The organism is Legionella drancourtii LLAP12 (assembly GCF_000162755.2).
Taxonomy (GTDB): domain Bacteria; phylum Pseudomonadota; class Gammaproteobacteria; order Legionellales; family Legionellaceae; genus Legionella; species Legionella drancourtii.
In genome coordinates this window covers 8,144-32,606 of record NZ_JH413843.1, presented here as the reverse complement: position 1 = coordinate 32,606, position 24,463 = coordinate 8,144, and the positions used below count along the sequence as shown (strand labels likewise).

Sequence of the window (24,463 nt, the reverse complement as noted above, 5' to 3'; positions counted from 1 at the left end):
CAAGACAGGAGAGTTGAATATGGATACTCCAAATCGTAGTCACAAATCTCATGTAAGTGAAGCCGCCAGTGATTTATTAAATGAAGGAAAAAAATGGGCGAATGAGGTGCGTGATGAAGGCATGCATAAAGTCAATCAAGCTGAGGACAGCATCAAAGAATGCTCTGATCAATTATTAAGAAAAGTACAAGAAAATCCATTAGCTTCAGTGTTAATCGCTGGGGGAATTGGCTTTTTATTATCTAAAATTTTGAGAAAATAATGGAAGCTTTGAAGCAGGTCGAACATCTTGTTTCAACAAAACTATCTGTTATAAAAGCAGTTTTATCTCTTATGCAGCTGGAAGCACGCCTTGCCGGACTTAGCGTTTTTCCCTTGCTGCTGAATCTATGTATGTTACTTATTGTATTAATGACCTTTTGGTTATCAATTTGCATATTAATCGGATATGAATTTTTATTAGCGTCTAATAATTTCCCCTTAGCGCTGTTCCTGGTGTTCACGCTTAATTTAGGTGTGCTGTGGGGATTAGCTAAGTACTTGGCTTTTAATATAAAAAATATGAGCTTTGAGAAAACAAGATCCCATATTTTTCAAAATAAGGATATGGATGATGAGTGCGAGAAAACAACTTATCGCGCAAATAGCAGCGATGGACAAGATGATACGCCAACAACAAATGCAGGTGAAGATACATAAACAATACTTTGAACGCAGTCGCATAAATTATTCGGCCTTATTTTTTGTTGTTCTGCTTATTCCTATTTTTTGGTTAGGGTGGAAGGCAAGCAAAGGGCAATGGATTAGTAAAATGGCAACACATTTAGTTGAACTAGTCACGTTAACCGGTGTTACTTATTTTAGAAAACAGTTAATCAATTTTTTAAGTAGGTGAGTAAATTAATGAAGGTCGCGGCGCTCCGTTGTTGGGCTTCGCAAGCGCAGTCGCGATCATGGAGCTAAATTACTCCTAATTTTCGGATAAGAAGTTTATGAGACATTGGATTGTAGCCTGGGTTTCGCTGACGCTGCCCCCGGGCTATAATATCTGAGAGAATGGAATTTAGGTACGCACTGGGTAGACTGGTAATACTAACCCACACTGCTTACAGACCCAGTCCATTAGAAACCTTTTCCCCTGGCTCTGCTTTCGGCATAGTCATAAATAGAGGGCTTGTCTGACTGCAGACTTGTCGATAGGCTGGAGAATCCATGAGCTGCTTTTGTAAGAGCCTTACACCCGCTAATTTTACTTCTAAGCTTTTTTCAACCAGTGATGTGAAGCGTTTGTCGTTAGGATGAGGGCATAATCCACCAAATTCAGCATCAAGCCTTATGGTCACTGGCGTTTTAATGTATTCCCAGATAACAGAAATACCTGTTAATTTAATGGTATTCAAAATAGGCATTACTAACTTATAGGCCTCTTCTGTTGTTGGTGAAGCTAAGGACGTTAAATAGCTCATGGCTTCTTCTTCAACAATCGCATTCATTTTCGCTAGTACTTCCTCACTAAGAAATACCTTCGTTACGGTATCATCAAAAGAAATAAAATCTCCTATTTCTTGGTCATAAATCAATACTTCACCTGCTTCAAAATCATAAAACCATGCATAAATCTGGAGCTCATTATTGGTTAGCTTTTCGATTACTATCGGGTGCGTTTTCAAATTGTTAATTTGCACAAGGGTATTTTCTTTGGTAGCACAGACTAAAGGGTGTTCGCTGGATTCATGATGCTTCTCTTTAAGTCTTTCTAATGTTGGTTTGGCATAAATTAGCCAAGAAGCAACTGCAGGTAAGTCTTTTTCAAGATCGGGGGTTAGTAAACCTTGCATCGCCCCACAATGGGAATGCCCACAGACAATGATGTTTTTTATTTGTAGTACTTTTAGCGCATATTCTATTGCTGCAGCTTCCCCTGATGGAATTGAAGAATGAGGAGGGACAATGTTGCCCACATTACGCACAACAAAGATCTCTCCAGGCTCTGTATTCGTTATGAGTGTAGGCGTAATGCGTGAATCAGCGCAGGCTATAACAAGCGCTTTCGGAGATTGTCCGCCCGTTAGCGACGTAAATAATTCTTTCTTTTGGAGGTACTCATGAGCTTTAAAATGCCGTACTCCTTCTACTAATTTGCAGGTCAAGGGCGTTTTGTCATGGGAGACATTAGGTTTTACTTCATCAATCGCAACAAATTGCTTACTTGATGACTCATATGCACGAATTTGTCCTGTTTCAAATTCATAAAGCCATCCATGGATGCTGAGTTGACTCTGCTCTAGTTTTTCAATGATCGCAGGGTATGCATGCAAATTTTTAATTTGATTTAAGATGTTCTCTTCAGACGCTTTGGTTAAAGAATGGATTTCGCTATCTGTATGTTCATGTAATTGTGATTTGGTTTCCGCTAACCAGCCGGCTACTGTGGGTAAGATCTCTTCAAGATGGGGGGTATGTAAACTGTTCATTGCACCGCAATGAGTGTGCCCACAGACAACGATTTCTTGTACGTCCAGTACTTTCACTGCATATTCAATCACTGCCGCGATGCTTGACGACTCGGACGAGGGCAGGGGAATGACATTGCCAACATTACGGCCTACAAATAAGTTGCCTGGATCGGAATTCGTGATCAGTGCGGGAATAATGCGCGAGTCGGAACAGGTGATAAAAAGAGTTGATGGTTTTTGGCCGTTTACTAGTAATGAGAATAATTTTTTCTTTTCTTCATATGCATGAGCTTTAAAATGTTGTATCCCTTTTAGTAATCCTATTAATGTAGCGTACATTTATGTCCTCCTATTAATATTCCTATCATTCAATGAACAAAAAATATGCTGCGTGAATGAATTAATGAGGAACAAATTAATTCATTCACGCAGCATAGGAAATCTCCCAGAAGATTAAGTTTAAGCCAATATGTTATTTATTGGAAACCCTAATATGAGAACCTAGGATTTACATACTATATTGTTAGGATTATAAACGGTGCCATTCGGCAATACGGCACAGTCTAGTTTTTTCACTTGGTTTAATTGCTCAGTTGTTATTTTGGCGCCAATTAAAAGCGCATAAGACAAATTGGCATTGACTAACGTGGCACTAGTAAAATCAGTATTGGATAAATTAGCGTTTACTAGATTGGCATTATTGAGACGGCAATTCTTAAATGAGGCGCCGCTAAAATAGGAATTCTTGCCATCCAGATTAATTAAATTTGCTCCATCAAAGGTTGCCTTCATGAATTTTGCTTTTATTGCTTTGGTACGAATTAATAATGCAGATGTAAAATCAGCCTGTTCAAAATTAGCGTGTGAAAGGGTAGCTTGGGACAAATCGGCTCCTTTTAACAGTGCGTTTCGATGTTTTATCCGTGTTAGTTCGGCTCCAGCTAAATCACAATTTGGGCAGCTGTTTGTTTGGTTAAACTGTTCTAGCTGCTGTATATCATACTTAGGCGCAGAGAATGCTTGGCTATAAAGGCATATCCCGAGAAGAAGAATATATGGTTTCATTGTTTTATTCATCCTGGTAGTTAACAGTTATAAGTTCCGTCAGCTTCATTGAGGCTGCCATCTGGTAAAATGGTACAGCGCATCGATTTAACGTTTTCCAGCTGGGTATCGTTAATGTTTGAGCCAAATAAGATGGCGTTATCTAAGATTACATTTTCAAAATGTGCATTGGTAAAATCAGTGAAGGACAGGTTGGAATCACTTAAATCAACATCAATCAACGTAGCATCTTTAAAATCTACTTTAGTTAAATTGGATTTAGTTAATGATACTTTTTTAAAGGTGGTTGCGGTGAAGCGCGCACTATTGAAATAACAGGCATTAATTTTGGAGTTAATAAAATTTAAAGAGGATAGATTGCTGTTTTCAAAATGCGATGAGTCGATGTTTGCCCACTCAAAATATGCGTGGCTAAAATCACTGTTTTTGGCATTACAGTGATAAATTTGGGCATAAGTAAAATTAGCTCTTTGAAAGTTAACGTTGATTAATTGTAATTCATGTAAAAAAGCATTAGTGAAGTAAGCATCAGTAAAATAATTATCTGGGAAATGCCTATTTTCTATCCGCGTACTCGATAGATCACATTGAATGCAATTTTGCGTTTCATTCAGTTGGATTAAATCCTCCGGCAGATAAGCTGGTTGTGCCATGCCCCCTGCTGATAGTCCCCACATGATTATGCCTAGAGCGGTTTTGCTTCGATGCATTGTAATTCCTTATAAAATAATAGAAATAATTAATTTACCTTTTCTCGATCCGTCTATGCTGAGGAACGAAGTCCTATTCGTCATGACACGAGGTTTCGAGACGGCGTAAACTCTTCCTTAGCCCGAACGGGCCTGGATGGTACTTACGGGCTTTTTAATTTGACGCCTATGTGCCTGTACGGGAATGACCGCTTTTTTTAACTTAATGGCAGCTTATACTAGGGACTCACTCTTAAAAAGAGTATGCACTAAAGATGTGGTGTAACCAATAGGACATATTTATTATGTACACTACTTAATTACACTTAATACTTCCTTAAGCAATTTGCTCTATTATGCGCGCACTTAGTTACATGAAAGAATCAAAGTCAAAAAGATGTTTTTTGCACTTATCTTATTGTTTGTATTGAAATTTGATTAATAATTTTGAGGAGTTTTTTTATGTTCTTTTCGTGTCCACAGAAAGCAAAACATAGTTATTTTTTTGGTAAACAGATTGATGATTTGGCCGCGGTATTATCTTCTTATATAAACCGTGAAGCAGATTTTCCTTATTCTAAGCTCCACGATTTATATACTGCTATTGAGCTAATAGAAAATAATCACATGAAAACTTCATTGTTGGCACGTTTAAATAAAGACGTTATTAGTAGACTTTATCAGCATAATCCTAAACTATATTCACTGTATGTTCATATTAACGCTCATATTACTGAATTGATGGAAGCTGATAGCGCAGATTATGCGACTCAGATCTCTAGCATCCCTTAGTACTTTTGGTGGGCAAGGTCCCATGAGGCTAAATAAAGTTGATAAAAACACCCGTTAGCTATTAACTTTTGGTTCGCATTAACAAATAATAAGGAAAATTTTGTTGTAATAAAAGGAGTTATAAATGCAGCAGCAAATGGAAAATCCTCATATTAAATTAGCTACTATGTCGCGATGGTATGTCGTCTCACGAGCGTTGCATGCCGTTGCGAAGCTCGGTGTGGCTAATCACATGTCATCTGAGCCGATAAGCATTCATGACTTAGCAGCAGCTACTGGCTGTCAGCCTGAATTACTTGATCGGATATTAAAATTTCTTAGCGACTATGATTTATTTCAAAATCACCATGGTGCTTATTCCTTGACGGAATTATCCAAAGCACTACGCGATGATGATCCACATTCCATGCGTGATGTTTTATGTATGGTTGATGACAGTTGGTGGCAAGCTTTTTCGCAACTAGATAATAGTCTGCAGAGTGGAACACCTGCTTTTGATACACAGCATGGTGATAATTTTTTTAATTTTCTTAGTAATAATGTTGAGAAACAACAAAATTTTGATCGGGGGATGGCTAAATTATCTTCTTATGATGTCGCCGCTATTAGCAATGCTTTTAACTTTTCTATTTTTTCTACATTGGTTGATATGGGCGGGGGGCGAGGAGGACTGGCGCAAGCAATTACGCAGCAATACCCTGATTTAAATGCGATTCTTTTTGATTCCCCTGCCGTGATTCGTCAATTGCAGCACAGCAATTTTTCAGCAAATATCACGTTACAAGAAGGTGATTTTTTTGCAACAATACCCCAAGCGGATGCGTATATTTTTAAAGGTGTTTTACATGATTTTAACGATCTAATGATGCAACAAATTTTAACAAATTGTGCGCAGCAAATGCCGAAAGGCGCTACTTTATTTATTGCCGAACAAGTGATGCCTGATGAGCGTAAGCCCCATCCTAATAAAACAATGGATATTGTTATGATGGTATTATTAGGAGGAAGACAACGGACTTTAGTGGAGTGGCAAAAGTCAATTGAATCTGCAGGTTTTTCTTTTAAAAATAGTTATGAAACGAAAAGCTTGTTTACATTAATGGAGTTTAAGCCAATTTAATCGAGCGGCCAGTTTGTTCTACTATAGTTTAGGAAGCATAGGTTAACCTATGCTTCTATTAATTGATGTTCTGGTTTATGCAGCACAGAACAAAAAATATTTCGTGGATCATAGGTCTTTTTTAACTTGAGCCAATCTTTATAGCGTGTGCCAAAATGATTTTTCCAGTAGTCTGTATCAGGCGATTCTCCTAAGTATCCAGAGAGATAACGCTTGCCCCCGCGAGTTAAAAATGTCGCGTCCAAATTTTTAATCGTCTGTAAACAACTTGGAACTAACTGTTCAGACAACCCTGGTGTGAGAATCATGAGTGCAAAAATATCCTGCCCTTCGGGAAGCATCATGAATCCTGTTGGTGCATTATTGGCAACCGAAACAATATGTACTATCGATGTGTAGTGTATTGGTATGATCGCCAATAATTCCTCTAAATTGGCTAGTTGAGCACTGGATACAAAGCATTCATACCATGGGTGTTGCAAGTTCCACTGCCCCGTCATTTTCATGGCGTTAAAACGTGAGTCATGGCGATGCAAATAGGTGTGTATTGACTCATCTTGAGTATGCACTAATTTCCATGGAGCTAATGCCAAGTCACTAAAGTCCGGTGCATCATTATCATATTCTACTGAAACATGAAGCGCGTAAAACCATTGAGAAAAAGGCTGGCGCCCCTGTGCTGATAGCTTTGCACCTTGGATCGCCGAAGTGCAAAACGCTTCGACATGATCTGCATGTTTTTTACAGTTCTGTAGATCATTAAGCCAAGTTTCTTTATCTAAATAAACTAAAAAAAATGTTCGAATGGATTGCAAACAAGGTCTTAAGGCAATGCGTGCTTTAGTGATAAGGCCAAAAAATCCTTGCCCACCTAAACAGGCCTGCATTAAAGGGGAATCCTTATTAATTTGTACTAACTCACCATGTGCATGCATCACTTCTAAATCCGTAACATGCGATACAATGCTGCCATATTTGAATGAGGCAGCGCCAACTCCTCCTGCTGAGAGTATGCCGCCTATTGATAAATTACAATTATGGGGTAAGACATAAGGAATCAGTGCTTGCGGCAGGGTACGTTCTAATAAATTAGCCCAACTGGCATTGGCATCAACCCAAATTGCATACTGATCTGGAGCTTGAGTTTGATTAAAATATTTCATACTTACTATCAATCCCCCCGGTGGTGCGAGGGATTGTCCACTTTGGCTCATGCCATTACCACGAATGGTTACCGGAAGCTGATATTCATAAGCATACCGCATCAGCTCTTGTAGTTCGCTAATGGTGGTCGGCTCACAGACCGCAGCAGGTGTTGAATAGGTTAATTTACCGAAATCTTCACGAAAAAAATGAAGCGCTTGCTCAGTACAGAGCAATGCAGGGCCTAATTTTTTCTCATTATTCGCTATGTGTTGCGTATTCCACTTCATCTCTAGTTGTGGCATTTTGTTGTGTCCTTTGTTGTGCCAATTCCCGTCTGCGATTGCAGGCGATAATCAATCCATCAAACATTTTATTAAAAGCATCATAACAATGGTCTATCATTTGTAATGCATTTCTGCGTACATTTAGTGGTACCACCCTGGCAAATAAAACGCGTTCCATTTCCTCTTCAAACATGGCGTGTGCCATTTCTACTTCCAGGTGTGAATGAGAGAAATATTTCAGATTCTTATCTTCGCCGGTTTGGGCAACTTGTTGGGCCACTTTTTCAAAGAATACATGACCTGAAGATTCAAGAGTTAAGAGTAGGGCAATATTGATAATTTCATCATCGGCTTTATAGACCTCCGCGACTAATGCGTAAGCCGCATCACGTGTTGGCCGTGTCTCTCGACTATAGAGCCAGCTGATGTCATTATTATCACAGTACGTATTCGTACTGGCAGTATCCATGTATTTTTTATCATGTAAAAACCATTTGTCATGGCCTGCATCTTCCTGGCGATGATGACGTGCTATTTTTTTCAAATAGGGATCTGATACGCGCGCTTCATTTATCCTTAAAATATCTTGAAAGGTCATGGCCCAAAAAGTTAATTCAGGAACAAAATAGCTGATTTCTTCTAAGCTTTGTAATTGTTCCAAAATGGCAAAAAAAGGATGATTTCTAAACTCCTTTTGTTTGGAATCAATATAATCTTGTATATGTTGCATAACTATCTCCCTGACATTAAATTTTAATCGCATCCTGCATTACAATTTAGATCTACGCGTCTAAAAACACATGTATGAAGGTGTTTCTTTTCTCGCTTGAATTGATGTAAATTTAGATTAATTTCGCCAATTTTTTGTCATAGTAATTTAGCGATTTTTCCACTTTATACCAATCAATATCTTCAATTCGCTCTACGTGCTCACAAATTAAGTCTAAAAACTCTGCCTGCACATCTCCATACGCCTGAGCTTCGGCATAAGGTATATTTGTAAACATCACTAAGACATGTTTTGACATATAGTGCTGCGGGTAGCGTTGCATCAGTACTTGTTCTAGTTGTTTTTTTAAGTTAAACCGATTATCGCGAATATTTGTTTGGATTTCATGGAAATTGTCCATAGACATTTGCGCCACTGCGTCGGTATTTATTTTACGTGATTGATAAAATATGGGCATTACTTTTGCCCAATCATCCTGATGGGCATCCAAAAGTTCATTGAGGATGCGACAATCTTCAAAAGCACTATTCATTCCTTGACCAAAAAATGGCACCACGCCGTGAGCGGCATCACCGATTAATAGGCACTGATCCTGATAATGCCATTGTTCGCATTTTATGGTGCTCATATTTCCCGTGGGATGTTCCATAAATTCGTTAATTAAATTGGGCATAGCAGAAAATACGTCAGGAAATGCGTTGTTAAAAAATGTTTTAATTTCCAGTTCATTATCTAGCTGGGCAAAACTATTTTTTCCTTCATGGGCTAAAAATAAGGAACCAGTAATGGAACGATCTAAATTGGGATTGCCTAGTAATAAAAATGCATCTCGTGGCCAGAGATGTAAGTGCTCATGTGCCAAATGATTTTGCCCTGGGCCACCAATAGATAATTCTTTGTAGCCATAAGGTAAGAAAGTGCGCGTTGCCTGAATCATCTGCTGTTCTTGTAAGCACTCACGAACTCTGGATCCTGCGCCATCAGCGCCAATTAGGTGTTCATAAGATTTACTAAACGGCAGACTATTTTCAGCTTCGAAAAATATGATTTTCTTTTCAAAATCGATGCGGGATAATTTGGTATTGAAATTAAGTGTTACCCGAGGATTTTTTTCTGCTTCGTTGAGCAATAATTTATTTAATTCATTGCGTTGAATGGCATTAATGTGTTCTTCATGATCGCGTCCAAAAGCTTGATATTTGATTTGTCCTTGAGTGTCATGTATTGCTCGGGCACGCATGGGAACCATAAGTTTTTCTACTTCGGCTCTAATGCCAACACCGGCCAGGCCCGTAATTCCCCGACAGGATAATGCGAGATTAATTGAACGACTATCGTCCGTAGGCATGAGTCGAATGTCAGGTCGTGCATCAAATAATTCAAGTTTATACCCTCTTTTTGCTAAATAAAGAGCAAGTAACGTTCCTGCTAAACCTGCACCAATAATGGTTACTTCGTTCATGACAATCCTCCCTGAGTTACTTTCTTCCATAAAATAATATTTTTAATTAGGCAATTAGCTTTTAAATTAGATTACGATGTTTTCAACTAGCAAAAATCATGCCTATTTTGAGGATGGAGCGAAAAATTAATATTGCTCTATGATTTTGAAGAAATAGGTATTTAAAATCAGGTATATTTAATAAGGAATTCATTCAATTCATTTGCTTTGAGGGGAGGAGTGAAATAATAACCTTGGGCATAATCACAACCATGTTTAAGCATGAATTGGCACTGTAATTCTGTTTCTACGCCTTCGGCCAATACGTCTAAATTTAAGCTATGGCCTAGGTTAATAATCGCTCTTGCAATGGCTGCGTCATTTTCTTTGTTAATTAATTCGCTAACAAAAGAGCGATCAATTTTTAATTTATCCACGGGAAATTGCTTTAGATAGGACAAACTGGAATAGCCAGTGCCAAAATCATCAATAACTAATTTGGCGCCCATATCTTTCAATGCATACAGGGTTTCAATAGAATGTTTTACATTGTCAACAAGCAAGCTTTCTGTTAGTTCTAATTCAAGGTAGTTAGGGGATAAACCGGTTTCAAAAAGCGTTTTTTTAATTAATTCGGGTAAATGACTTTGACGCAATTGTCGACTGGAAAGATTCACGGCCATTGTTAATTTACTGTATCCTAATTTATGCCAGCGCACGAGCTGACAGCAGGCTTCTTTTAATACCCACATACCAATTTCAAGGATTAAACCATTTTCTTCAGCCATGCCAATAAAATCACTGGGCGGTACTGTACCTAATATATGGCTGTGCCAACGTAATAAGGCTTCAAAGCCAACGATCTTATTTTCAGCTAAATTAATGAGTGGTTGATAAACTAAGTGAAACTCATCTTTTTTTAGGGAGTCACGCAACGCATTATCCAGTTGCATGTGATTAATAATGCGGGTGTTCATTTCTTTATCATAAGTACGATAAGTAGCGCGCCCACTATCTTTGGCGTGATACATCGATAAATCAGCACTTTTCATTAACGATTCATAATCGGTACCGTCTTTAGGGAAATAGCTAATGCCAATGCTACCTGTTATTTGTAAATCGTGTTGGTCAATTGGAAATGGTTTGGAAATGGTGCGCAGTATTTTGTCTGCTATTTGTTGCGCTTGTTTTTCTGACCCTATATCTTGCAATAGAATGACAAATTCATCCCCACCTAAGCGACAGACGGTATCAAAATCATTCGTTGCAATCAGTAAGCGATTGGATACTGCTTGCAACAGTTTATCGCCAATGCTATGACCTAAGGTATCATTAATCATCTTAAAGCGATCGAGATCTAAGAATAAGAATGCCAGTATGCTGTTTTTCTTCCTGGCTTGTAAAATGGCTTGATCGACACGGTCAATCAATAATACGCGATTGGGTAAATCCGTTAGTGAATCATGCGTTGCTTGCTGTATTAATTGTTTTTCCATCTCTCGACGTTGAGTAATATCATTAATAAGACAGACATAGTGTTTGACGTTGGCAGAGGAATCACTAACGGGAGCAACACTGATTTCACACCAATAACTTTCATCGTTACGCCGGTACCCCTCAACTTCAACTATTTCCTCGCGCTGTTCTTTTATCGCCAGGGTAATCCGTTTGTGATTCACATCTTCTGTGTGACGACCACGAAGGGCAATAAGATTTTGACCTAATATCTGTTTTTCCGTATAGCCAGTAATCCGCTCAAAAGCTTTATTAACATAGATAATGGGGAAATTAGCTTTACTAATGTCAATAATTGCAACCCCATGGATACTTGCTTCGATTGCTCGTTCGCGAATACGTAGCTCATCTTCATCCATCCGTTTTTGGGTAATATCCCGGAAGCTGTATACGCGGCCAATAATTTCATTCCCTATGCGTTGTGGTTGGGTAAAACGCTCAAAAATGCGCCCATCTTTAAAATGTAAAACCGGTAATTCCCCTTGCCATTCTGGATTTTTATAAAGGTATTCCACATCAGTGATAACTGACTCTGGGTTGGTGAGTTGCTCTAAAATATATTCAAAGCCAATACTTTCGGTACCTGATTCCAACATGTAAGAAGGAATGCGCCACATTTCTACAAATTTCTGATTCCAATCCACTACTTGGCCATGACCATTGACCATCATGATGCCATCACCCGTGGATTCAAGAGTTGCTCGCAATAACGATAGGGATTTTTCTAATTCAATATTTTTTTCGAGAATGTCATCTGCTTTGATATTAATATTATCTGACAGCGGCGCATTAATTGTCCGTTGGAATTCCGGCTGGTTGTGATACCACTTTTCCAAAAGAGTGGGTAAATTCGGAGGCGGAGTAAGAATACCTAATACTTCACAAATGTTCGTAAGCGAAGGCTCACGGCCTTGTTGTTTAATTTTTTGTGCAGCTGCTGCAACTTTTTGATAATGTATCTCGCGTCTGGGCATGGTCTCTCACTAAGAGATTGTTTTTTAGGCTATCTATGTAGTTATGCAATTTTATTAAACAATGCATTTCAAATCATATCTCAATTATATACTGTGAATCTGTTTTTTGCCGAACAAATATATTTTTAAGTAGGATGGATGGACTAAAAAAACAACATAGTTTAAATAGTCTTACGTTAATCAATAAGCGTCTGAGGCAAATTACCATCCTTAAATTACTTCATAATTTCAAACAGAATTGTTTTATTGGTCTATATTATGATAGATAAAGTGCGCATTGTAATCCGCCCTAATTAACTGAAACACTAATTTCTCGGGCACTATGGAGCCTCTTAATTTAAGGAGTTGAAATGAAAAAAATGGAACCGCTCAAACTTGCTACTCCCAATGATTTGGATATAAAAGATCGTCGTGCGATTGCACAAGTCATTAATCCATTGTTAGCCGATACGTTTGCGTTATTTGTTAAAACAAAAAATTTCCATTGGCACATGTCGGGACGCCATTATCGCGATTATCATCTTTTACTGGATGAGCAAAGCGAGCAAATTTTTGCAATGATTGATGTTTTGGCTGAGCGTGTGCGTAAACTAGGTGAAAAAACCATCCAATCCATTGGGCAGATTAAGGAATTACAAAAAATAAAAGATGTAAATGAAACGATGTCAGCAGAAAAAATGCTCAATGATTTATTACAAGATAATAAAGGCTTTTTAATTCGTATGCGCGCGGCTCATGCAGTGTGTAGCGAAGGCAATGATGTGGCAACAACCAGCATTTTAGAAAATTATATTGATGAAACAGAACGTAGAATCTGGTTCTTATTCGAAACTGTAGCAAGTTAAAGCAGGCTAAAGCAGCCTGAAGGCCGGAAAAAAATGGTATTCAGGCGCGTTAAAGAATTATTTTTTTCTACTTTGTTTGAGTTATTAATTGCTATCCTCTTAAGTTTATCTTGAAGCGCTTGCAGTTCCTTAAGACTTCCTTGTCGTGAGGATTGAATTATTTTCAAGTTCTTTCTTTAATTCGTGATGAGACTGTTTTAATTTATTGTCCGAAGCCGTATTGGCAAAAAAGGTTGCAGTGCCGGTTTTCTGATAATTGATATAGTGGGCAGCGCCTAAAGTTAAACTAGCAATGAAGTTTACTACCCCTTTTAACATCCAGCGCATAAGTTTTGACACTGTGCTTTGATCTTGAGATAAAACTGACTTGGAATAGCGAGCCTTAGCTTGTTCAAGTGATTCAATCAGTAATTTCTTATCCTGCTCTTGCGGATAGTTCATTTTTGCAAAGGTATTAAGTGCATCGAAACATGCTTTTAGATACGTAGGCGCGTGAGTCATTGCTAATTTATGTTTTGCTTTTGCATTGGCTAAATTAGAAAGAATATCATGGTGTGTATGATATATTTTCATAATTGCCGGGTATAATTCAGGGCGCTTTGTTAGCGGTAAATAATCAGTACTGTCTTTTTTAAAAATATCTTCGAGCACGGCCATAGCATTTAATTGTAGAGTGTGGTTAATGATACTGGTTGTATACTTTTCAATGACCAAATTTTGCTCAGAAGATGCTAGGCGTCTTATGTTAGTATTTGGCTCGACCATTTCCGCCTCACACAAAATAGGCCCTTTATCGCCGGCAAAAAAGTCAAGGCGTGTTCGTGTGATGGAATCAGGATAATTGCGAAAATAAAAACTCATGATATTTTGGGCAAAAGCGAGCATTCCGGCGGGCAACTCGTCAATAGGTACCGTTGTTCTGGTAACAGTGTCATTGTTTTTAAATCCTCTTGGTTTTACGGTCGCATGGCTAAATTGCTCGTCAATAAATACAAGTTGGTATTCACCACTTTTTTCAACAGCCGGTATAAACGGTTGAATAATAATCCCTCGTGTTCCCTTTGGGGTTAATAGTTCATTGATGCATTGTTCGGCCTGAGAAAAAGCACGATACATCTTCGGATTCTTTTTTAATAAAATGGGGTTATCTGTAAATATATAAGTATTATTGCCATCTGCAGATATTATCGGTTTTATTACAATATCATGAGACCAGACGGGATCTGCTTCTTTTAAGGCGGTTAGCTGTTCCGTAAACGATGGCCTTTTGTCGCCAGGTTTAATAAATATGGACGGTGTAATGGAGCCTTCGGGAGAATCAGTAGCTCCAAATTGCTCTAATAAGAGATTAAGGTATTGATCTTTATTCAAACTTAACTTCAATATTTCAGCTGAATTAATTAATCTTTTTCTACCTTCATCACAACGGTCTATCCATGCTAAAAATTCATCAGGAAAACTAGATGCATTCCATGTAGACGTAACAACAATTGCATCGTATTGAGTTAAATTAATGGCGTCATCCTGCCAGTCAATCACATCTACCTGTATACCATGAGATTCCAGCGCAGATTTTAATAACCAGTCATCAGTAGCATTTGTTGGGGATGTTAATCCTTTTTTTACGGCAATAGCTATTTTCATTAATATTGTCCCCCATAAAAAATTATTCTGATAACTTAAATTTAATGGGAATAATAGCATAATATGCAAATAATATTGACATTTAATTTAAATTAAAGACAAATCAATAATTATTTTCTATAATGCGCGCATCTGGTGTATGAACACTTAAAAGCTGTACGTGATGGAGCACGCGGAATTAAATCACTCGATTGCAAACATAAGGTGCTATTATGAAATATCTTCTGGCTAAAAATAATTTACTTCATAAACTTAGTGAAGATATTAAATTTTACTCTGAGAGAATTAAGGATAAAGTTCAGCGTCCAACCTCCCTTCCTTCTTCTGATGCTCCTTCTTTATCTCAAGACCAGGCTGCCTGCATCATCCAACGAAAGTGGCGCGGGAGAAAGATTAAAGAAACCATTGTTAAAAGCCCATATTTTGCATACCTCTCATTGATCGATCCAGCGGACGAACAGCAGCAACTGTCAGCAATTATGTTTGGACGACACGTCGCTGAAATTAGGCAAAGTGCTCGAGAACGCGTTGATAATCCACTCATTAATGTTCAGGAGGTTTACCATCGCTCGGTTCATTTAGCAAACGCCGTTACCGATGCTTTCTTTAAAGAGTTTGATCTACCTGATTTTGATCCGGCAAAGAATACGTATATGCCAATTACCCTATTAAAAAATAATCCAATACAAGATGTAGTGGATTATTTTAAAGGCTATATACCCGATCTTCAGTTAGTTACTAAAGAGCCTTATTCGATTGCTGTTCTTGTAATTCCTAAGAATGAAGATGAGGCAAAAAAGAAACAAGCCTCTCTTTTGCAAGATAAAGTGAAAAATTTGGGTTTAGTCGCGTCTTCCTGGGAAATTGCCGAAAATTTAAAAGTTACAAAAATTCCTTATGAACAAAGTAATATTGATATCACTTTAGATCCCAAACTACCTAAAACAAAAGAAGCGCTCCTCGATAGCGAGATTATTATAAAATTGAACCGCATTGCTACCAGTGGTGGGAGATATCCTACCAAAATACTTGCTAAATGCTTGCAAAAAATGTTACAAGATTTACCTGAGTTAAGTCCACAGGCGATCCAACGCATTGCTTTAATGTTGGATTTAACGAATACATTCTATAGTCAAAATTATCCACGCTATGCTTTTTGTGTTTATGCAATTATCCATGAAATTAGCTTGTCACTTTTAAAGCAGACCGATGAGGCCACGCTTGAAAAAGAGTTTGCTCGATTTCAAGACGAGTCCTTCACAACGTTATTAGATATACTCGCGCTTAATAAAAGTAAGCTTAAAGAATCTACGTTTATTGCTTCATCAAGTACCTCCGGTGTTAGTGCCTGTGCTGTTGCTATGAAAATTGTTAGTAAAATGCAAACAATCAATGGTGTAGCGCCTAAGGTTAAAATATTTAAACCTTGTTATTATGAGCTGCCCAATATTTCCAACCTTAATACCGCAAACTCTACCGCAGATGCTGATGTGTTTATGATTTCAGCAGGGCCTATTGTTAATCCAGAAGGATTGACCCCAGGAGTTGATATTAATCTTTTTGTAAGAAGAAATATTATCAATGCCAAACGTACTAAACCTGTAGCCATTGTTATCGATGCAACAACTTCTTTATATAAAAATATGAAGTTAGATGATGATGTAAAAAAATTGGTCGAAGAGGGGAACGTATCGATAATTATTCATGAAAGTCACCAAAAATTTGGTTTAATTCATAGTGACCAAGCTCAGTATGGACGCGTATTTGGTTGGTGTTCTAAAAAACACTTTAAGGAAATGGATCTTGAGACGATTCAAGAGAATTCAAGAGATGATTTTTATAAACACGTGGATTTAAGAATAGGTTCTTTTATTAGTACTCGCTGCCAAAAAATACTTGAAGATATCAAAGAACAACATTTTTCAAACGGCGCTATTTTAAGAAATATTTTAATACAAACCTCGCTTATAGCGAAAGATATTGTAACGCATGAGGACATGCAACAAGATTTAAATGAACTTTTATTTTTTTAAATGATGAGGAGCTAAGTCCTGGAACATACACCAGTCGCTTAGAAAAAGCGGCTTTCGGTATCCTTGATTACCGGTCTAGCTTCGGCCATTACTCTCCTACCACAACGGGTGTAATAAACCAAAGACGCTTAAGTCCGGATGCGTCAGATGCTTTAGATTGCTTAGTGCAAGCTTGCCATATTCGTTTATCACTAGAACAGTCAGTAAAAAAAATGATTGGAGAGATTATTGGTGCTGCAAGGGATAAGGATGAAATACCCCTCGAACAACAAATTGTTGTTACGAGTATGTTGCATAATATTATATCGAATACACCTTTATTTCCGACAAATTTTAAAAACGTCAATTTTATATCCCACACGCCAATACAGGAGGATCTACGTTCTCTAAAAAATCAGAACAATATCCTATTTATTAAGGCACCTGGTCAGCGCTTGAAAATGGGTTATTACTCTCATGATAATATCTATAGACAAAGAGAGATATGTGACCCAAGAATACTAAAAATGATGAGTGATGGGACATTTAATAAATCTGACAATTTAGCATATATCAAAGCGAAGTTATCTGCATTGCAAATGGCAGCCTTTCCGGCGAATACAAATTTGGTTGTTATTTTTGCGGCAATAAATAATGCCTTTGAGTGCTGTCCCTTACTGAAAGATCGACAATATGGATTGAAAATTAATCAATGGTTATGGGCTGCTCAAGAGAGGATTCTGTTGCAGTATAAACCAGAAAAGCCACGTCTTTTTTTAGAAACAGCTCGCTATTTATACAACTTAAAAGTTCCATTAAAAGACAATCAACTCGTAATACTTAGTAAATATCCTAATCTATGCCTAGCTATAAAAAATCAAACAAGCAGTCAGGTTATTAAAAGTATGATCGAAATGAGTGTAGTTTTAGGAACCACTATTGATTTGTCACAAGCGATTCAGAACAAAAATTTTGTAATGGCTGTTTTAAAAATACATGATGCTAATGAGGACATTCTCTCGGGTCTTAAGAATGCAGCAGAAAAGTATGAGGCTGCAAGAAATTGCTCCAAAAAATATCTTGAAATATCCTATGCAGCCCTTTTGAAATTTTATAGTGAGCCCAATCCTGGGCCAGGTGCTCGTGCTAACTTACTCGAATCATTTAAGAAAGCTGAGCATTTGTACGCCGAGGTGCTCTCAAAGGATAGAAGTGCGGCATCAAAAACAGCACGATATATTCTTAAAGCAATAACTAATTTTATTGCTGCTTTAACATTAGGTATTGCTCATTATGCTAATTATAAAGCAACAGGCATCGCGACATTCTTTTCTGGCACTACCTCAGAAGGTAAATTAAAAAAAGCGCATGCTGAATTAAATAAAGATATGGATAATTTATCTTTAAGTCGTAATCCTGCCCCAGGGGTATAAATAAAGAAGCGTGGGCTGAGCAATTTTGGCAACTACAAGGTGAGCATCTGCTTGATTATTTGTGTTTCTGGAAGTAGAGCTGCTCCCTTTATACTACTGATAAAAAATATCTTCCAGGTGCAACAAGCTTTAACAAAGTAAACTATACTAACCATGCGGATGTATTTTTAATGTCTATATTTATTAAAATAATTGCAAGGAGTAGCATATGTTAGCAAAAAACATTAAAAAGATTTTAATGATCTTCATTATAAGCGGTTTTGTATCAAATTCTTTTGCCGCTTGGGGATATCATCGAGGCCATACTGCTTGTCACGGGGGTACTTGCCACCATACGAGTGTTAAAAAAGGTTGTGCTAATGGCCATTGCGGTGCTGTACGACGTGGTACTACCTGGCATAGATAATAATAAATTAACAGATTGTTACAATACTTCAAAATGAATGACACACTCTTTGTTTCTGGGGTGGGTTCGGTCGGAGTGATCGGGCTGTTCTACTTGCCCCAGCGGTCTAATGATTACTTAAAAGAATCAAACACACCCATCTGCTGAAATGGGTGCAGGTTTGGTGTTAGCCGGAAAAAGCTAACTGCTTTAAGAAAACTTAAAGCATTAGCATTTTGCGCCGTAAAAAACGTTACATACCAAAAAAACCCATAATTTCTATTGCGGTTTCTTCTTCTGGCTCTATTGTGGTGTAAGAAGAAAAAAATGAAAACCAGCTGTAGTTGGTGCTGCTGTGATTTTGATTCTTTGCTTGAAAGTGTTCCGCCAATTTTCTATTCTGTTCCTGCTTATATTCAAATTTGTAAACAACCTCTTGTTTCTTGGACAATTCTTCATATAAGCGATATGCATCGTGCTTCACTTTCTCTCGCCACAGATGATTGTCATTGGCGAGCTGATTGAACACATTGCATGCCATTGCCAATATTCCAAGCTCTTTAACAGATAAATGAGAAAGTATTTCTAAGATTAATTCAGTTGACAATACTTCAAAAATAAGAGGACTCTCTACTTTTTCATTCATAAATAACGCTCAGAATATTTTTTTATTGGTCAAATTAGGTGAGGCTAAGATTAGCTCTCAGTACTTTACCATGATAGAAAAGAGAAGGGGAGTTTGAATCAGGTTTTTATTTTTTAACCATAATGATTTGGTGGCTATTTTACGGGGATCGCTCCAACTCCTTTGTCAATAGAGCCAAAGCCATTTAATAAAAAAATTAAAGATGAGGCGCTAGAAATCTTTAATCCATCTCCTTTTTCAACCAAAATGACATCATGGTAAAACAGGACGTAAACTCTATTGTAAAAAATTAATTATCCACTGCGCCATTAGAAGGTGTTCATGCTTTAATGCCAAGGACCGCATCGCCTTTGTCATCATGTCTTTTTCAATAGAATCTTCGCGCGAGTGCATTAAATCTTTGGCATAAGCTTTGGTAAACTCAGGATGTCCTTGCACAGTTAACATCGTATTGCCTATTTGCATCATGTAATTGGGGCAAAAATCGCTGCGTGCTAGCAATTGCGCCTTGGGAGGAAGGATGACTACTTGATCTTGATGGCTTGCAAGTAAGTTAAATTGATTTTGTGCGGGGTTCATCCATTGTTTATGACACACTACTTGGTACTGCAGCACGCCAACCCCCCAGCCATTTGGCGATTTGATTACTTTGCCCCCCAGGGCTTTGGCAATCAGTTGATGGCCAAAACAAATACCGATCAATTTTTTTTGCGTTTTATGCAGGCTGCGTACGAACTCTTCCAACGCATCAATCCAGGGATAACCATCATTTACTCCATGTCTGCTTCCGGTAATTAAATAAGCATCAGCGTCGTGAATATCCTTAGGCAATTCACCGTGTAGCGCATTAAAAACAGTATACGTCATTTGGGGAGCCACCGGTTGGAATAGTGTGGCGAACATTTGTGGATATTGCCCATAGCGTATTGCAAATACGTCACTCACCCGATCACAATTCAAAATCCCAAGATTCATCAATGCCCTCAAATACCATTCAACGCTGAATAAAGCATAGCTTTGTATTGCTCTTGTGTAAACAATATGGGATTAGAGGCTGAAGCCGCATCTTCAGTGGCCATCGTGGCTAAACGGTCAATATGCCGGTCATTAATACCAAGCGCTGCCAAAGTATGCTCAATTCCCACCTCTAAACGCAGTTGCAAGATCCACTCTAAAAATCCATCGAACCCATGTTCCAGCGACAAGTACTGGGCCAAATGCATTATTTTATTTTCAATAGACGATCTGTTAGCCAGCAAAACATAAGGCATTAAAATCGCATTAAGACGGCCATGATGCGCATCATAGAGTGCGCCTAAGGGATGTGCCAAGGCATGCATTGCACCTAACCCACGTTGAAAAGCGGTTGCCCCCATGGTTGAGGCAACCAACATATTTGTTCGTGCAACCAAATCAGTGCCTTCATGATAAGCATGCACCAAATTATCCTTAATTAAACGAATTCCCTCTAGAGCAATCCCTTCGGCCATAGGATGGTATGCCGGAGCACAATAGGCTTCCAAACAATGTGACAACGCATCCATACCAGTAGCTGCCGTAATTGGTTTTGGCAAACCCACGGTAAGTTTTGGATCCAGAATGACGAAGGAGGGTAACATTTGCGGATGAAAAATGATTTTCTTTATTTGCTGTTGTGTATCCGTAATCACTGAAGCGCGCCCAACTTCGGAACCGGTCCCGGCAGTGGTTGGTATCGCAATAACTGGAGCCATCGTCGCAACGTTCACCCGCCGCCAATTATCGTCCGCATCTTCAAAATCCCAAAGAGCTCGTTGTTGTCCCACCATGAGCGCAATTGCTTTGGCGGCATCAATTGCTGAACCACCCCCAAATGCGATCACGCCATCATGAGTGCCATTACGATAGACACTAACCCCATCCATTACCTGTTCGCCTGTAGGATTGGCTTTAATTTGCGAAAAGACAGTGACTCGCATTCCCGCTGCACGTACCAATGACAGTGCATTATCCACCAACAATGAATGTGCCAAACCTGGATCAGTAACCAACAAAGGCGCGCTTATCCCCAGCTCCTCACACGCCTCAGGGAGTTCACTTAAGCGTCCAGCTCCCACACGAATTCGGGTTGGATAATTCCAATTAGCGGTCAGGGATTGATTATTCATCTTTTTTATTCCTACATTTTAATATAAAATGATTTAGGTCGAGTTAATGATTCATAACCCAAGGTAGATAAGGTACAGCCTCGTCCTGAGTTTTTTACTCCAGTCCAGGCTAATGCTGGATCCAGATAATCACAACGATTGATGAAAAAAGTACCGGTTTGCAATTGCTCACCTAAAGCGATCCCTTGAGCTATATCCGTGGTAAACACCGCCGCAGTTAATCCATAATCGCTGTCATTCATTAAAGCAACTGCTTCCTCATCAGAACTCACCTTCATGATGCCGATTACAGGACCAAAAGTTTCTTCATTCATAAGGCGCATCCGATGATTCACTTTAGTTAATACTTGGGGTGCCAAATAAGCAGAACCTGGTTTATCCAGAGCAAAATCCTGCGGATGAATATGGGCGATGGCACCTTGCTCCAGTGCTTCTTTAATTTGCCCACGCACAAAATCAGCAGCGGCAATACGTACTAAAGGTCCTAAGGTAGTTTCAGGATCATCGGAGCGTCCTAATCGATATTGTTTTACCAATGCGACTGCTTTGGCCACAAAATCATCGTAGACATCTTGGTGTACATACACACGTTCAATACCACAACACGATTGGCCTGAATTAAAAAACGCCCCATCCACTACAGTTTCTACAGCGTGCTCCAAATCAGCATCTGCTCGAACATAAGCTGGATCCTTTCCGCCTAACTCTAAACCCACAGAAATAAAACGACCTGCGGCAGCACGTTCGACCATTGCACCGCCAGCCACTGAGCCAGTAAACGCTACTGCATTAATCTGTGGTGATCGAATTAATTGTTCTGTATCGGCATGAGTCAAATGCATATATTGAAAAATACCGTCTGGCAAACATGCCTTTTTAAATCCTTCCGCAAATCGTTCGGCAACCAAAGGAGTTTGTGCTGAACTTTTCAACAGCACCGAATTTCCTGCCATAATTGCCGGAATGACGACATTTACGGTTGTTAAAAAAGGGTAATTCCAGGGGGTGATCACTAAATTAATACCCAAAGGTTCCCGCTTAATATAGCGGATAAAACCTGGCTTCTCGGGTAATTCAATTGGTGCTAAGGCTGTTTTTGCCGCAGCAATCATGTATCTTGCTCGTTCTTCAAACCCGTTAATTTCTCCTGGTGTATAGCGAATAGGTCGTCCCATTTGCCAACTTAATTCCAAGGCGATGGCATCTTTATTAGCAACAATAACATCTACGGCAGCACTACAATATTCCTCACGCTCAGCAAGAGAAGAAAGACGCCATAATTTTTGTGCCGTATGTGCTTTAGACAGAGCAAGCTCGATCTCCTGTTGCGTTGCAAAAGGGCGCTCTACATAAACTGAATTATCAATAGGAGAATAGGTTTTAAATTTCATTTTTTGATCCTATATAATTTCAAAGTAGCGCTCTAATTCCCAGTCTGTAACCTGCCTTCTAAACTCTAATTCTTCCCATTCTCGGGTCGCTGCGAAATGAGTCACGAAATCAGAACCAAATAAAGCATGTGCTGCACGTGAAGCTTTAAGATTTTGCGCCGCATCCCATAAAGTACGTGGCAAAGCCAGTTCTTTATTATGGGTCTGCGCATAGGCATTGCCCTTGATTTCGGCGCGAGGATCTAACTCCTGTTCGATTCCGTATAAACCTGAACCTATTGCTGCAGCTAATGCAAGATAGGGATTTGCATCTGCGGAACCTAATCGGTATTCGATACGTTGGGATTTTTCATCGCCAGGAATAACCCGCAAAGCAGTCGTGCGATTTTCCACGCCCCAGGTTGCATCTGTAGGTGCCCAATAACCAGGGATCAAACGCGAATAGCTATTCACTGTAGGTGAAAACATGGCTAACAATTCAGGCATTAATGCTTGTTGTCCGGCTAAAAAATGGCGTTGGATTTTGCTCATGTGGTACGTGTTTTCAGCGTCATAAAATGCCGAACCGCCGCCCAAATGATTTAAGGAAACATGAATGTGTCCACTTTGCCCAGCATAATCCATTGACCACTTGGCCATAAACGTAGCCATTTTTTGATTACGCTGCGCTAGTATTTTCATAAACGTTTTAAATAATGCCGCTTTATCCCCAGCATTGCCCGCTGCATCAACAGCAATAGCGGCTTCAATAACCCCTGGACCTGTTTCCGTATGTAATCCTTCAATGGGGAAATCCATGACCTCACTCATATGCAAAATTTGATGATAAAATTCGGCATGAACCGTATTACGCAATATAGAATAACCAAAATTATCTGGTGTAATGGTCTTTAAATTACGGAATCCTTTAGCGCGAACACTTTCAGGTGTTTCATCAAAAACAAAAAATTCATATTCTAGGGCTGCATATGCTGCAAATCCCATCTGAGCAGCTTTTTCAATGATCCGTCTTAAGACCGCACGGGGACAAAGCGCCTCAGCGCCTTTGGAAAACTCAGCCAAGAATAACAATTGATTTCCTTCTAAAACCAATTCACGACAGCTGGAAGGAATAATGCGGACACAGGCATCAGGATACCCTGTATGCCAGCCGGTATAATTTACATTATCATACAGTTTGTCTTTGATATCCCAACCCAAAACAACATCGCAAAAGGCAAAGCCATGCTCTAATGCGGAGAAGAATTTTTGGCGACTCATGTATTTGCCAAGCATTACACCATCAATGTCAAAAACACCCACTTTAACATGACTTAATTGCCGTTCTTCAACAATACGTTTTGCTTCTTCAATAGTATTCACTTCGCGGGGATTTAACATAATATATCCTTATATTTGTCTTATAGAATACAGTACTCTCAGGCTCTTTAGAAACGCAAAAAACAATAGCAAATGAAAAATCTTAAAATGCTCATTAGTCCAAGATACACACTATAATTCATCTCGGCTAGCTTCTGACACTAATATTTTTATGCTCCTTGTTATTCCTGAAATTGCTTAGGCTTTAGAGATATTGTACCTCCCGTAGTTCTAAATTTCTTAGCGACAAGCCAATGGGGACGGTCCGGGACGCACTGCCCTTAAGTTAAGAAAATCTGTCATTCCCGCGCGACCTTGTTGCGTGGATAAATAGAGTGGTAAATAGCGGGCTATTATGACTACAGTTTAGTCAAAATATTCTGCTCTAC

At 38.8% G+C, this 24,463-nt stretch carries 22 protein-coding genes; 9 read left to right on the top strand and 13 right to left on the bottom strand.

Annotation, left to right across the window (positions count from 1 at the left end):
* The first annotated feature begins 19 nt into the window (after positions 1–19).
* Genes LDG_RS13500 through LDG_RS20365 form a run of 3 tightly spaced genes read left to right on the top strand, consistent with a single transcriptional unit; the run spans position 20 to position 895 of the window.
* Complete coding sequence (locus LDG_RS13500; RefSeq protein WP_006871961.1) at positions 20–262, top strand: DUF883 C-terminal domain-containing protein; 243 nt, start codon at positions 20–22, stop codon at positions 260–262.
* On the top strand, positions 262–699 hold the full coding sequence (locus LDG_RS13495) for a hypothetical protein (protein ID WP_040535958.1): 438 nt from the start codon (positions 262–264) through the stop codon (positions 697–699). The genes LDG_RS13500 and LDG_RS13495 overlap by 1 nt, the downstream gene beginning before the upstream one ends.
* On the top strand, positions 662–895 hold the full coding sequence (locus LDG_RS20365; RefSeq protein ID WP_006871959.1) for a hypothetical protein: 234 nt from the start codon (positions 662–664) through the stop codon (positions 893–895). Before LDG_RS13495 ends, LDG_RS20365 begins: the two co-directional genes overlap by 38 nt.
* Positions 896–1,106: 211 nt before the next feature.
* On the opposite strand, the gene LDG_RS18645 is transcribed toward LDG_RS20365, so the two are convergent.
* The 3 genes from LDG_RS18645 to LDG_RS13470 form a co-directional block, all read right to left on the bottom strand.
* On the bottom strand, positions 1,107–2,795 hold the full coding sequence (locus LDG_RS18645; RefSeq protein WP_006871958.1) for a carbonic anhydrase: 1,689 nt from the start codon (positions 2,793–2,795) through the stop codon (positions 1,107–1,109).
* A 162-nt stretch (positions 2,796–2,957) separates the two neighbouring features.
* Positions 2,958–3,521 (bottom strand): pentapeptide repeat-containing protein, encoded by a 564-nt coding sequence (locus LDG_RS13475; protein WP_050805574.1) that lies wholly within the window; start codon positions 3,519–3,521, stop codon positions 2,958–2,960.
* A gap of 20 nt (positions 3,522–3,541) precedes the next feature.
* Positions 3,542–4,231 carry a pentapeptide repeat-containing protein gene (locus LDG_RS13470; RefSeq protein ID WP_006871956.1) on the bottom strand — a complete coding sequence of 230 codons (690 nt, stop codon included), beginning with the start codon at positions 4,229–4,231 and terminating at the stop codon, positions 3,542–3,544.
* A 441-nt stretch (positions 4,232–4,672) separates the two neighbouring features.
* Here LDG_RS13470 and LDG_RS13465 point away from each other — a divergent pair, with 441 nt between their 5' ends.
* Both LDG_RS13465 and LDG_RS13460 read left to right on the top strand, forming a co-directional pair.
* Positions 4,673–5,002: a hypothetical protein gene (locus LDG_RS13465; protein WP_006871955.1), complete on the top strand. Its 330-nt coding sequence runs from the start codon at positions 4,673–4,675 to the stop codon at positions 5,000–5,002.
* A 124-nt stretch (positions 5,003–5,126) separates the two neighbouring features.
* Complete coding sequence (locus LDG_RS13460; RefSeq protein ID WP_006871954.1) at positions 5,127–6,122, top strand: methyltransferase; 996 nt, start codon at positions 5,127–5,129, stop codon at positions 6,120–6,122.
* A 47-nt stretch (positions 6,123–6,169) separates the two neighbouring features.
* Here LDG_RS13460 and LDG_RS13455 read toward each other — a convergent pair whose 3' ends face one another.
* The 4 genes from LDG_RS13455 to LDG_RS13440 form a co-directional block, all read right to left on the bottom strand.
* Positions 6,170–7,570, bottom strand: a complete 1,401-nt coding sequence (locus LDG_RS13455; RefSeq protein WP_006871953.1) for an FAD-binding protein — start codon at positions 7,568–7,570, stop codon at positions 6,170–6,172.
* A complete protein-coding gene (locus LDG_RS13450; RefSeq protein ID WP_006871952.1) occupies positions 7,524–8,282 on the bottom strand; it encodes a hypothetical protein in 759 nt (252 codons plus the stop codon). Before LDG_RS13450 ends, LDG_RS13455 begins: the two co-directional genes overlap by 47 nt.
* 112 nt (positions 8,283–8,394) lie before the next feature.
* On the bottom strand, positions 8,395–9,744 hold the full coding sequence (locus tag LDG_RS13445) for an FAD-dependent oxidoreductase (protein ID WP_006871951.1): 1,350 nt from the start codon (positions 9,742–9,744) through the stop codon (positions 8,395–8,397).
* A gap of 167 nt (positions 9,745–9,911) precedes the next feature.
* Entirely contained in the window at positions 9,912–12,212 is a 2,301-nt protein-coding gene (locus tag LDG_RS13440; protein WP_006871950.1) for a sensor domain-containing protein, read from the bottom strand.
* A gap of 350 nt (positions 12,213–12,562) precedes the next feature.
* Between LDG_RS13440 and LDG_RS13435 the strand changes: the two genes are divergently transcribed.
* Positions 12,563–13,057: a Dps family protein gene (locus LDG_RS13435; RefSeq protein WP_006871948.1), complete on the top strand. Its 495-nt coding sequence runs from the start codon at positions 12,563–12,565 to the stop codon at positions 13,055–13,057.
* Between the two features lie 129 nt (positions 13,058–13,186).
* Here the strand turns inward: LDG_RS13435 and LDG_RS13430 are convergent, their stop codons facing one another.
* On the bottom strand, positions 13,187–14,701 hold the full coding sequence (locus LDG_RS13430; protein ID WP_006871946.1) for an ATP-grasp domain-containing protein: 1,515 nt from the start codon (positions 14,699–14,701) through the stop codon (positions 13,187–13,189).
* Between the two features lie 212 nt (positions 14,702–14,913).
* Here LDG_RS13430 and LDG_RS13425 point away from each other — a divergent pair, with 212 nt between their 5' ends.
* The 3 genes from LDG_RS13425 (at position 14,914) to LDG_RS13415 (ending at position 18,552) form a co-directional block, all read left to right on the top strand.
* Positions 14,914–16,734, top strand: a complete 1,821-nt coding sequence (locus LDG_RS13425; RefSeq protein WP_006871945.1) for a hypothetical protein — start codon at positions 14,914–14,916, stop codon at positions 16,732–16,734.
* Between the two features lie 212 nt (positions 16,735–16,946).
* Positions 16,947–18,146, top strand: coding sequence for a hypothetical protein (locus LDG_RS13420; protein WP_148263589.1), 1,200 nt, complete (start codon positions 16,947–16,949; stop codon positions 18,144–18,146).
* A 208-nt stretch (positions 18,147–18,354) separates the two neighbouring features.
* Positions 18,355–18,552, top strand: coding sequence for a hypothetical protein (locus LDG_RS13415; protein WP_006871943.1), 198 nt, complete (start codon positions 18,355–18,357; stop codon positions 18,550–18,552).
* Between the two features lie 232 nt (positions 18,553–18,784).
* On the opposite strand, the gene LDG_RS13410 is transcribed toward LDG_RS13415, so the two are convergent.
* The 5 genes from LDG_RS13410 to LDG_RS13390 form a co-directional block, all read right to left on the bottom strand.
* Positions 18,785–19,177, bottom strand: a complete 393-nt coding sequence (locus LDG_RS13410) for an F-box protein (protein ID WP_006871942.1) — start codon at positions 19,175–19,177, stop codon at positions 18,785–18,787.
* 276 nt (positions 19,178–19,453) lie between these two features.
* Complete coding sequence (locus tag LDG_RS13405) at positions 19,454–20,152, bottom strand: glutamine amidotransferase-related protein (RefSeq protein ID WP_040535947.1); 699 nt, start codon at positions 20,150–20,152, stop codon at positions 19,454–19,456.
* A gap of 8 nt (positions 20,153–20,160) precedes the next feature.
* Positions 20,161–21,324: an iron-containing alcohol dehydrogenase gene (locus tag LDG_RS13400; protein ID WP_006871940.1), complete on the bottom strand. Its 1,164-nt coding sequence runs from the start codon at positions 21,322–21,324 to the stop codon at positions 20,161–20,163.
* A gap of 11 nt (positions 21,325–21,335) precedes the next feature.
* Positions 21,336–22,715, bottom strand: coding sequence for an aldehyde dehydrogenase family protein (locus tag LDG_RS13395; RefSeq protein ID WP_006871939.1), 1,380 nt, complete (start codon positions 22,713–22,715; stop codon positions 21,336–21,338).
* A 9-nt stretch (positions 22,716–22,724) separates the two neighbouring features.
* Positions 22,725–24,095 carry a glutamine synthetase family protein gene (locus LDG_RS13390; protein ID WP_006871938.1) on the bottom strand — a complete coding sequence of 457 codons (1,371 nt, stop codon included), beginning with the start codon at positions 24,093–24,095 and terminating at the stop codon, positions 22,725–22,727.
* Between the last annotated feature and the right edge of the window lie 368 nt (positions 24,096–24,463).

Bases quoted from the DNA above. Each gene is read 5' to 3' on its own strand.
- LDG_RS13475 (WP_050805574.1), bottom strand. From the start codon at position 3,521: ATGAAACCATATATTCTTCTTCTCGGGATATGCCTTTATAGCCAAGCA.
- LDG_RS18645 (WP_006871958.1), bottom strand. From the start codon at position 2,795: ATGTACGCTACATTAATAGGATTACTAAAAGGGATACAACATTTTAAA.
- LDG_RS13425 (WP_006871945.1), top strand. From the start codon at position 14,914: ATGAAATATCTTCTGGCTAAAAATAATTTACTTCATAAACTTAGTGAA.
- LDG_RS13405 (WP_040535947.1), bottom strand. From the start codon at position 20,152: ATGAATCTTGGGATTTTGAATTGTGATCGGGTGAGTGACGTATTTGCA.
- LDG_RS13500 (WP_006871961.1), top strand. From the start codon at position 20: ATGGATACTCCAAATCGTAGTCACAAATCTCATGTAAGTGAAGCCGCC.
- LDG_RS13430 (WP_006871946.1), bottom strand. From the start codon at position 14,701: ATGAAAATAGCTATTGCCGTAAAAAAAGGATTAACATCCCCAACAAAT.
- LDG_RS13415 (WP_006871943.1), top strand. From the start codon at position 18,355: ATGTTAGCAAAAAACATTAAAAAGATTTTAATGATCTTCATTATAAGC.
- LDG_RS13435 (WP_006871948.1), top strand. From the start codon at position 12,563: ATGAAAAAAATGGAACCGCTCAAACTTGCTACTCCCAATGATTTGGAT.
- LDG_RS13450 (WP_006871952.1), bottom strand. From the start codon at position 8,282: ATGCAACATATACAAGATTATATTGATTCCAAACAAAAGGAGTTTAGA.
- LDG_RS13440 (WP_006871950.1), bottom strand. From the start codon at position 12,212: ATGCCCAGACGCGAGATACATTATCAAAAAGTTGCAGCAGCTGCACAA.
- LDG_RS13420 (WP_148263589.1), top strand. From the start codon at position 16,947: ATGATTGGAGAGATTATTGGTGCTGCAAGGGATAAGGATGAAATACCC.
- LDG_RS13445 (WP_006871951.1), bottom strand. From the start codon at position 9,744: ATGAACGAAGTAACCATTATTGGTGCAGGTTTAGCAGGAACGTTACTT.
- LDG_RS13410 (WP_006871942.1), bottom strand. From the start codon at position 19,177: ATGAATGAAAAAGTAGAGAGTCCTCTTATTTTTGAAGTATTGTCAACT.
- LDG_RS13455 (WP_006871953.1), bottom strand. From the start codon at position 7,570: ATGCCACAACTAGAGATGAAGTGGAATACGCAACACATAGCGAATAAT.
- LDG_RS13390 (WP_006871938.1), bottom strand. From the start codon at position 24,095: ATGTTAAATCCCCGCGAAGTGAATACTATTGAAGAAGCAAAACGTATT.
- LDG_RS13465 (WP_006871955.1), top strand. From the start codon at position 4,673: ATGTTCTTTTCGTGTCCACAGAAAGCAAAACATAGTTATTTTTTTGGT.
- LDG_RS13460 (WP_006871954.1), top strand. From the start codon at position 5,127: ATGCAGCAGCAAATGGAAAATCCTCATATTAAATTAGCTACTATGTCG.
- LDG_RS13395 (WP_006871939.1), bottom strand. From the start codon at position 22,715: ATGAAATTTAAAACCTATTCTCCTATTGATAATTCAGTTTATGTAGAG.
- LDG_RS13495 (WP_040535958.1), top strand. From the start codon at position 262: ATGGAAGCTTTGAAGCAGGTCGAACATCTTGTTTCAACAAAACTATCT.
- LDG_RS13470 (WP_006871956.1), bottom strand. From the start codon at position 4,231: ATGCATCGAAGCAAAACCGCTCTAGGCATAATCATGTGGGGACTATCA.
- LDG_RS20365 (WP_006871959.1), top strand. From the start codon at position 662: ATGATACGCCAACAACAAATGCAGGTGAAGATACATAAACAATACTTT.
- LDG_RS13400 (WP_006871940.1), bottom strand. From the start codon at position 21,324: ATGAATAATCAATCCCTGACCGCTAATTGGAATTATCCAACCCGAATT.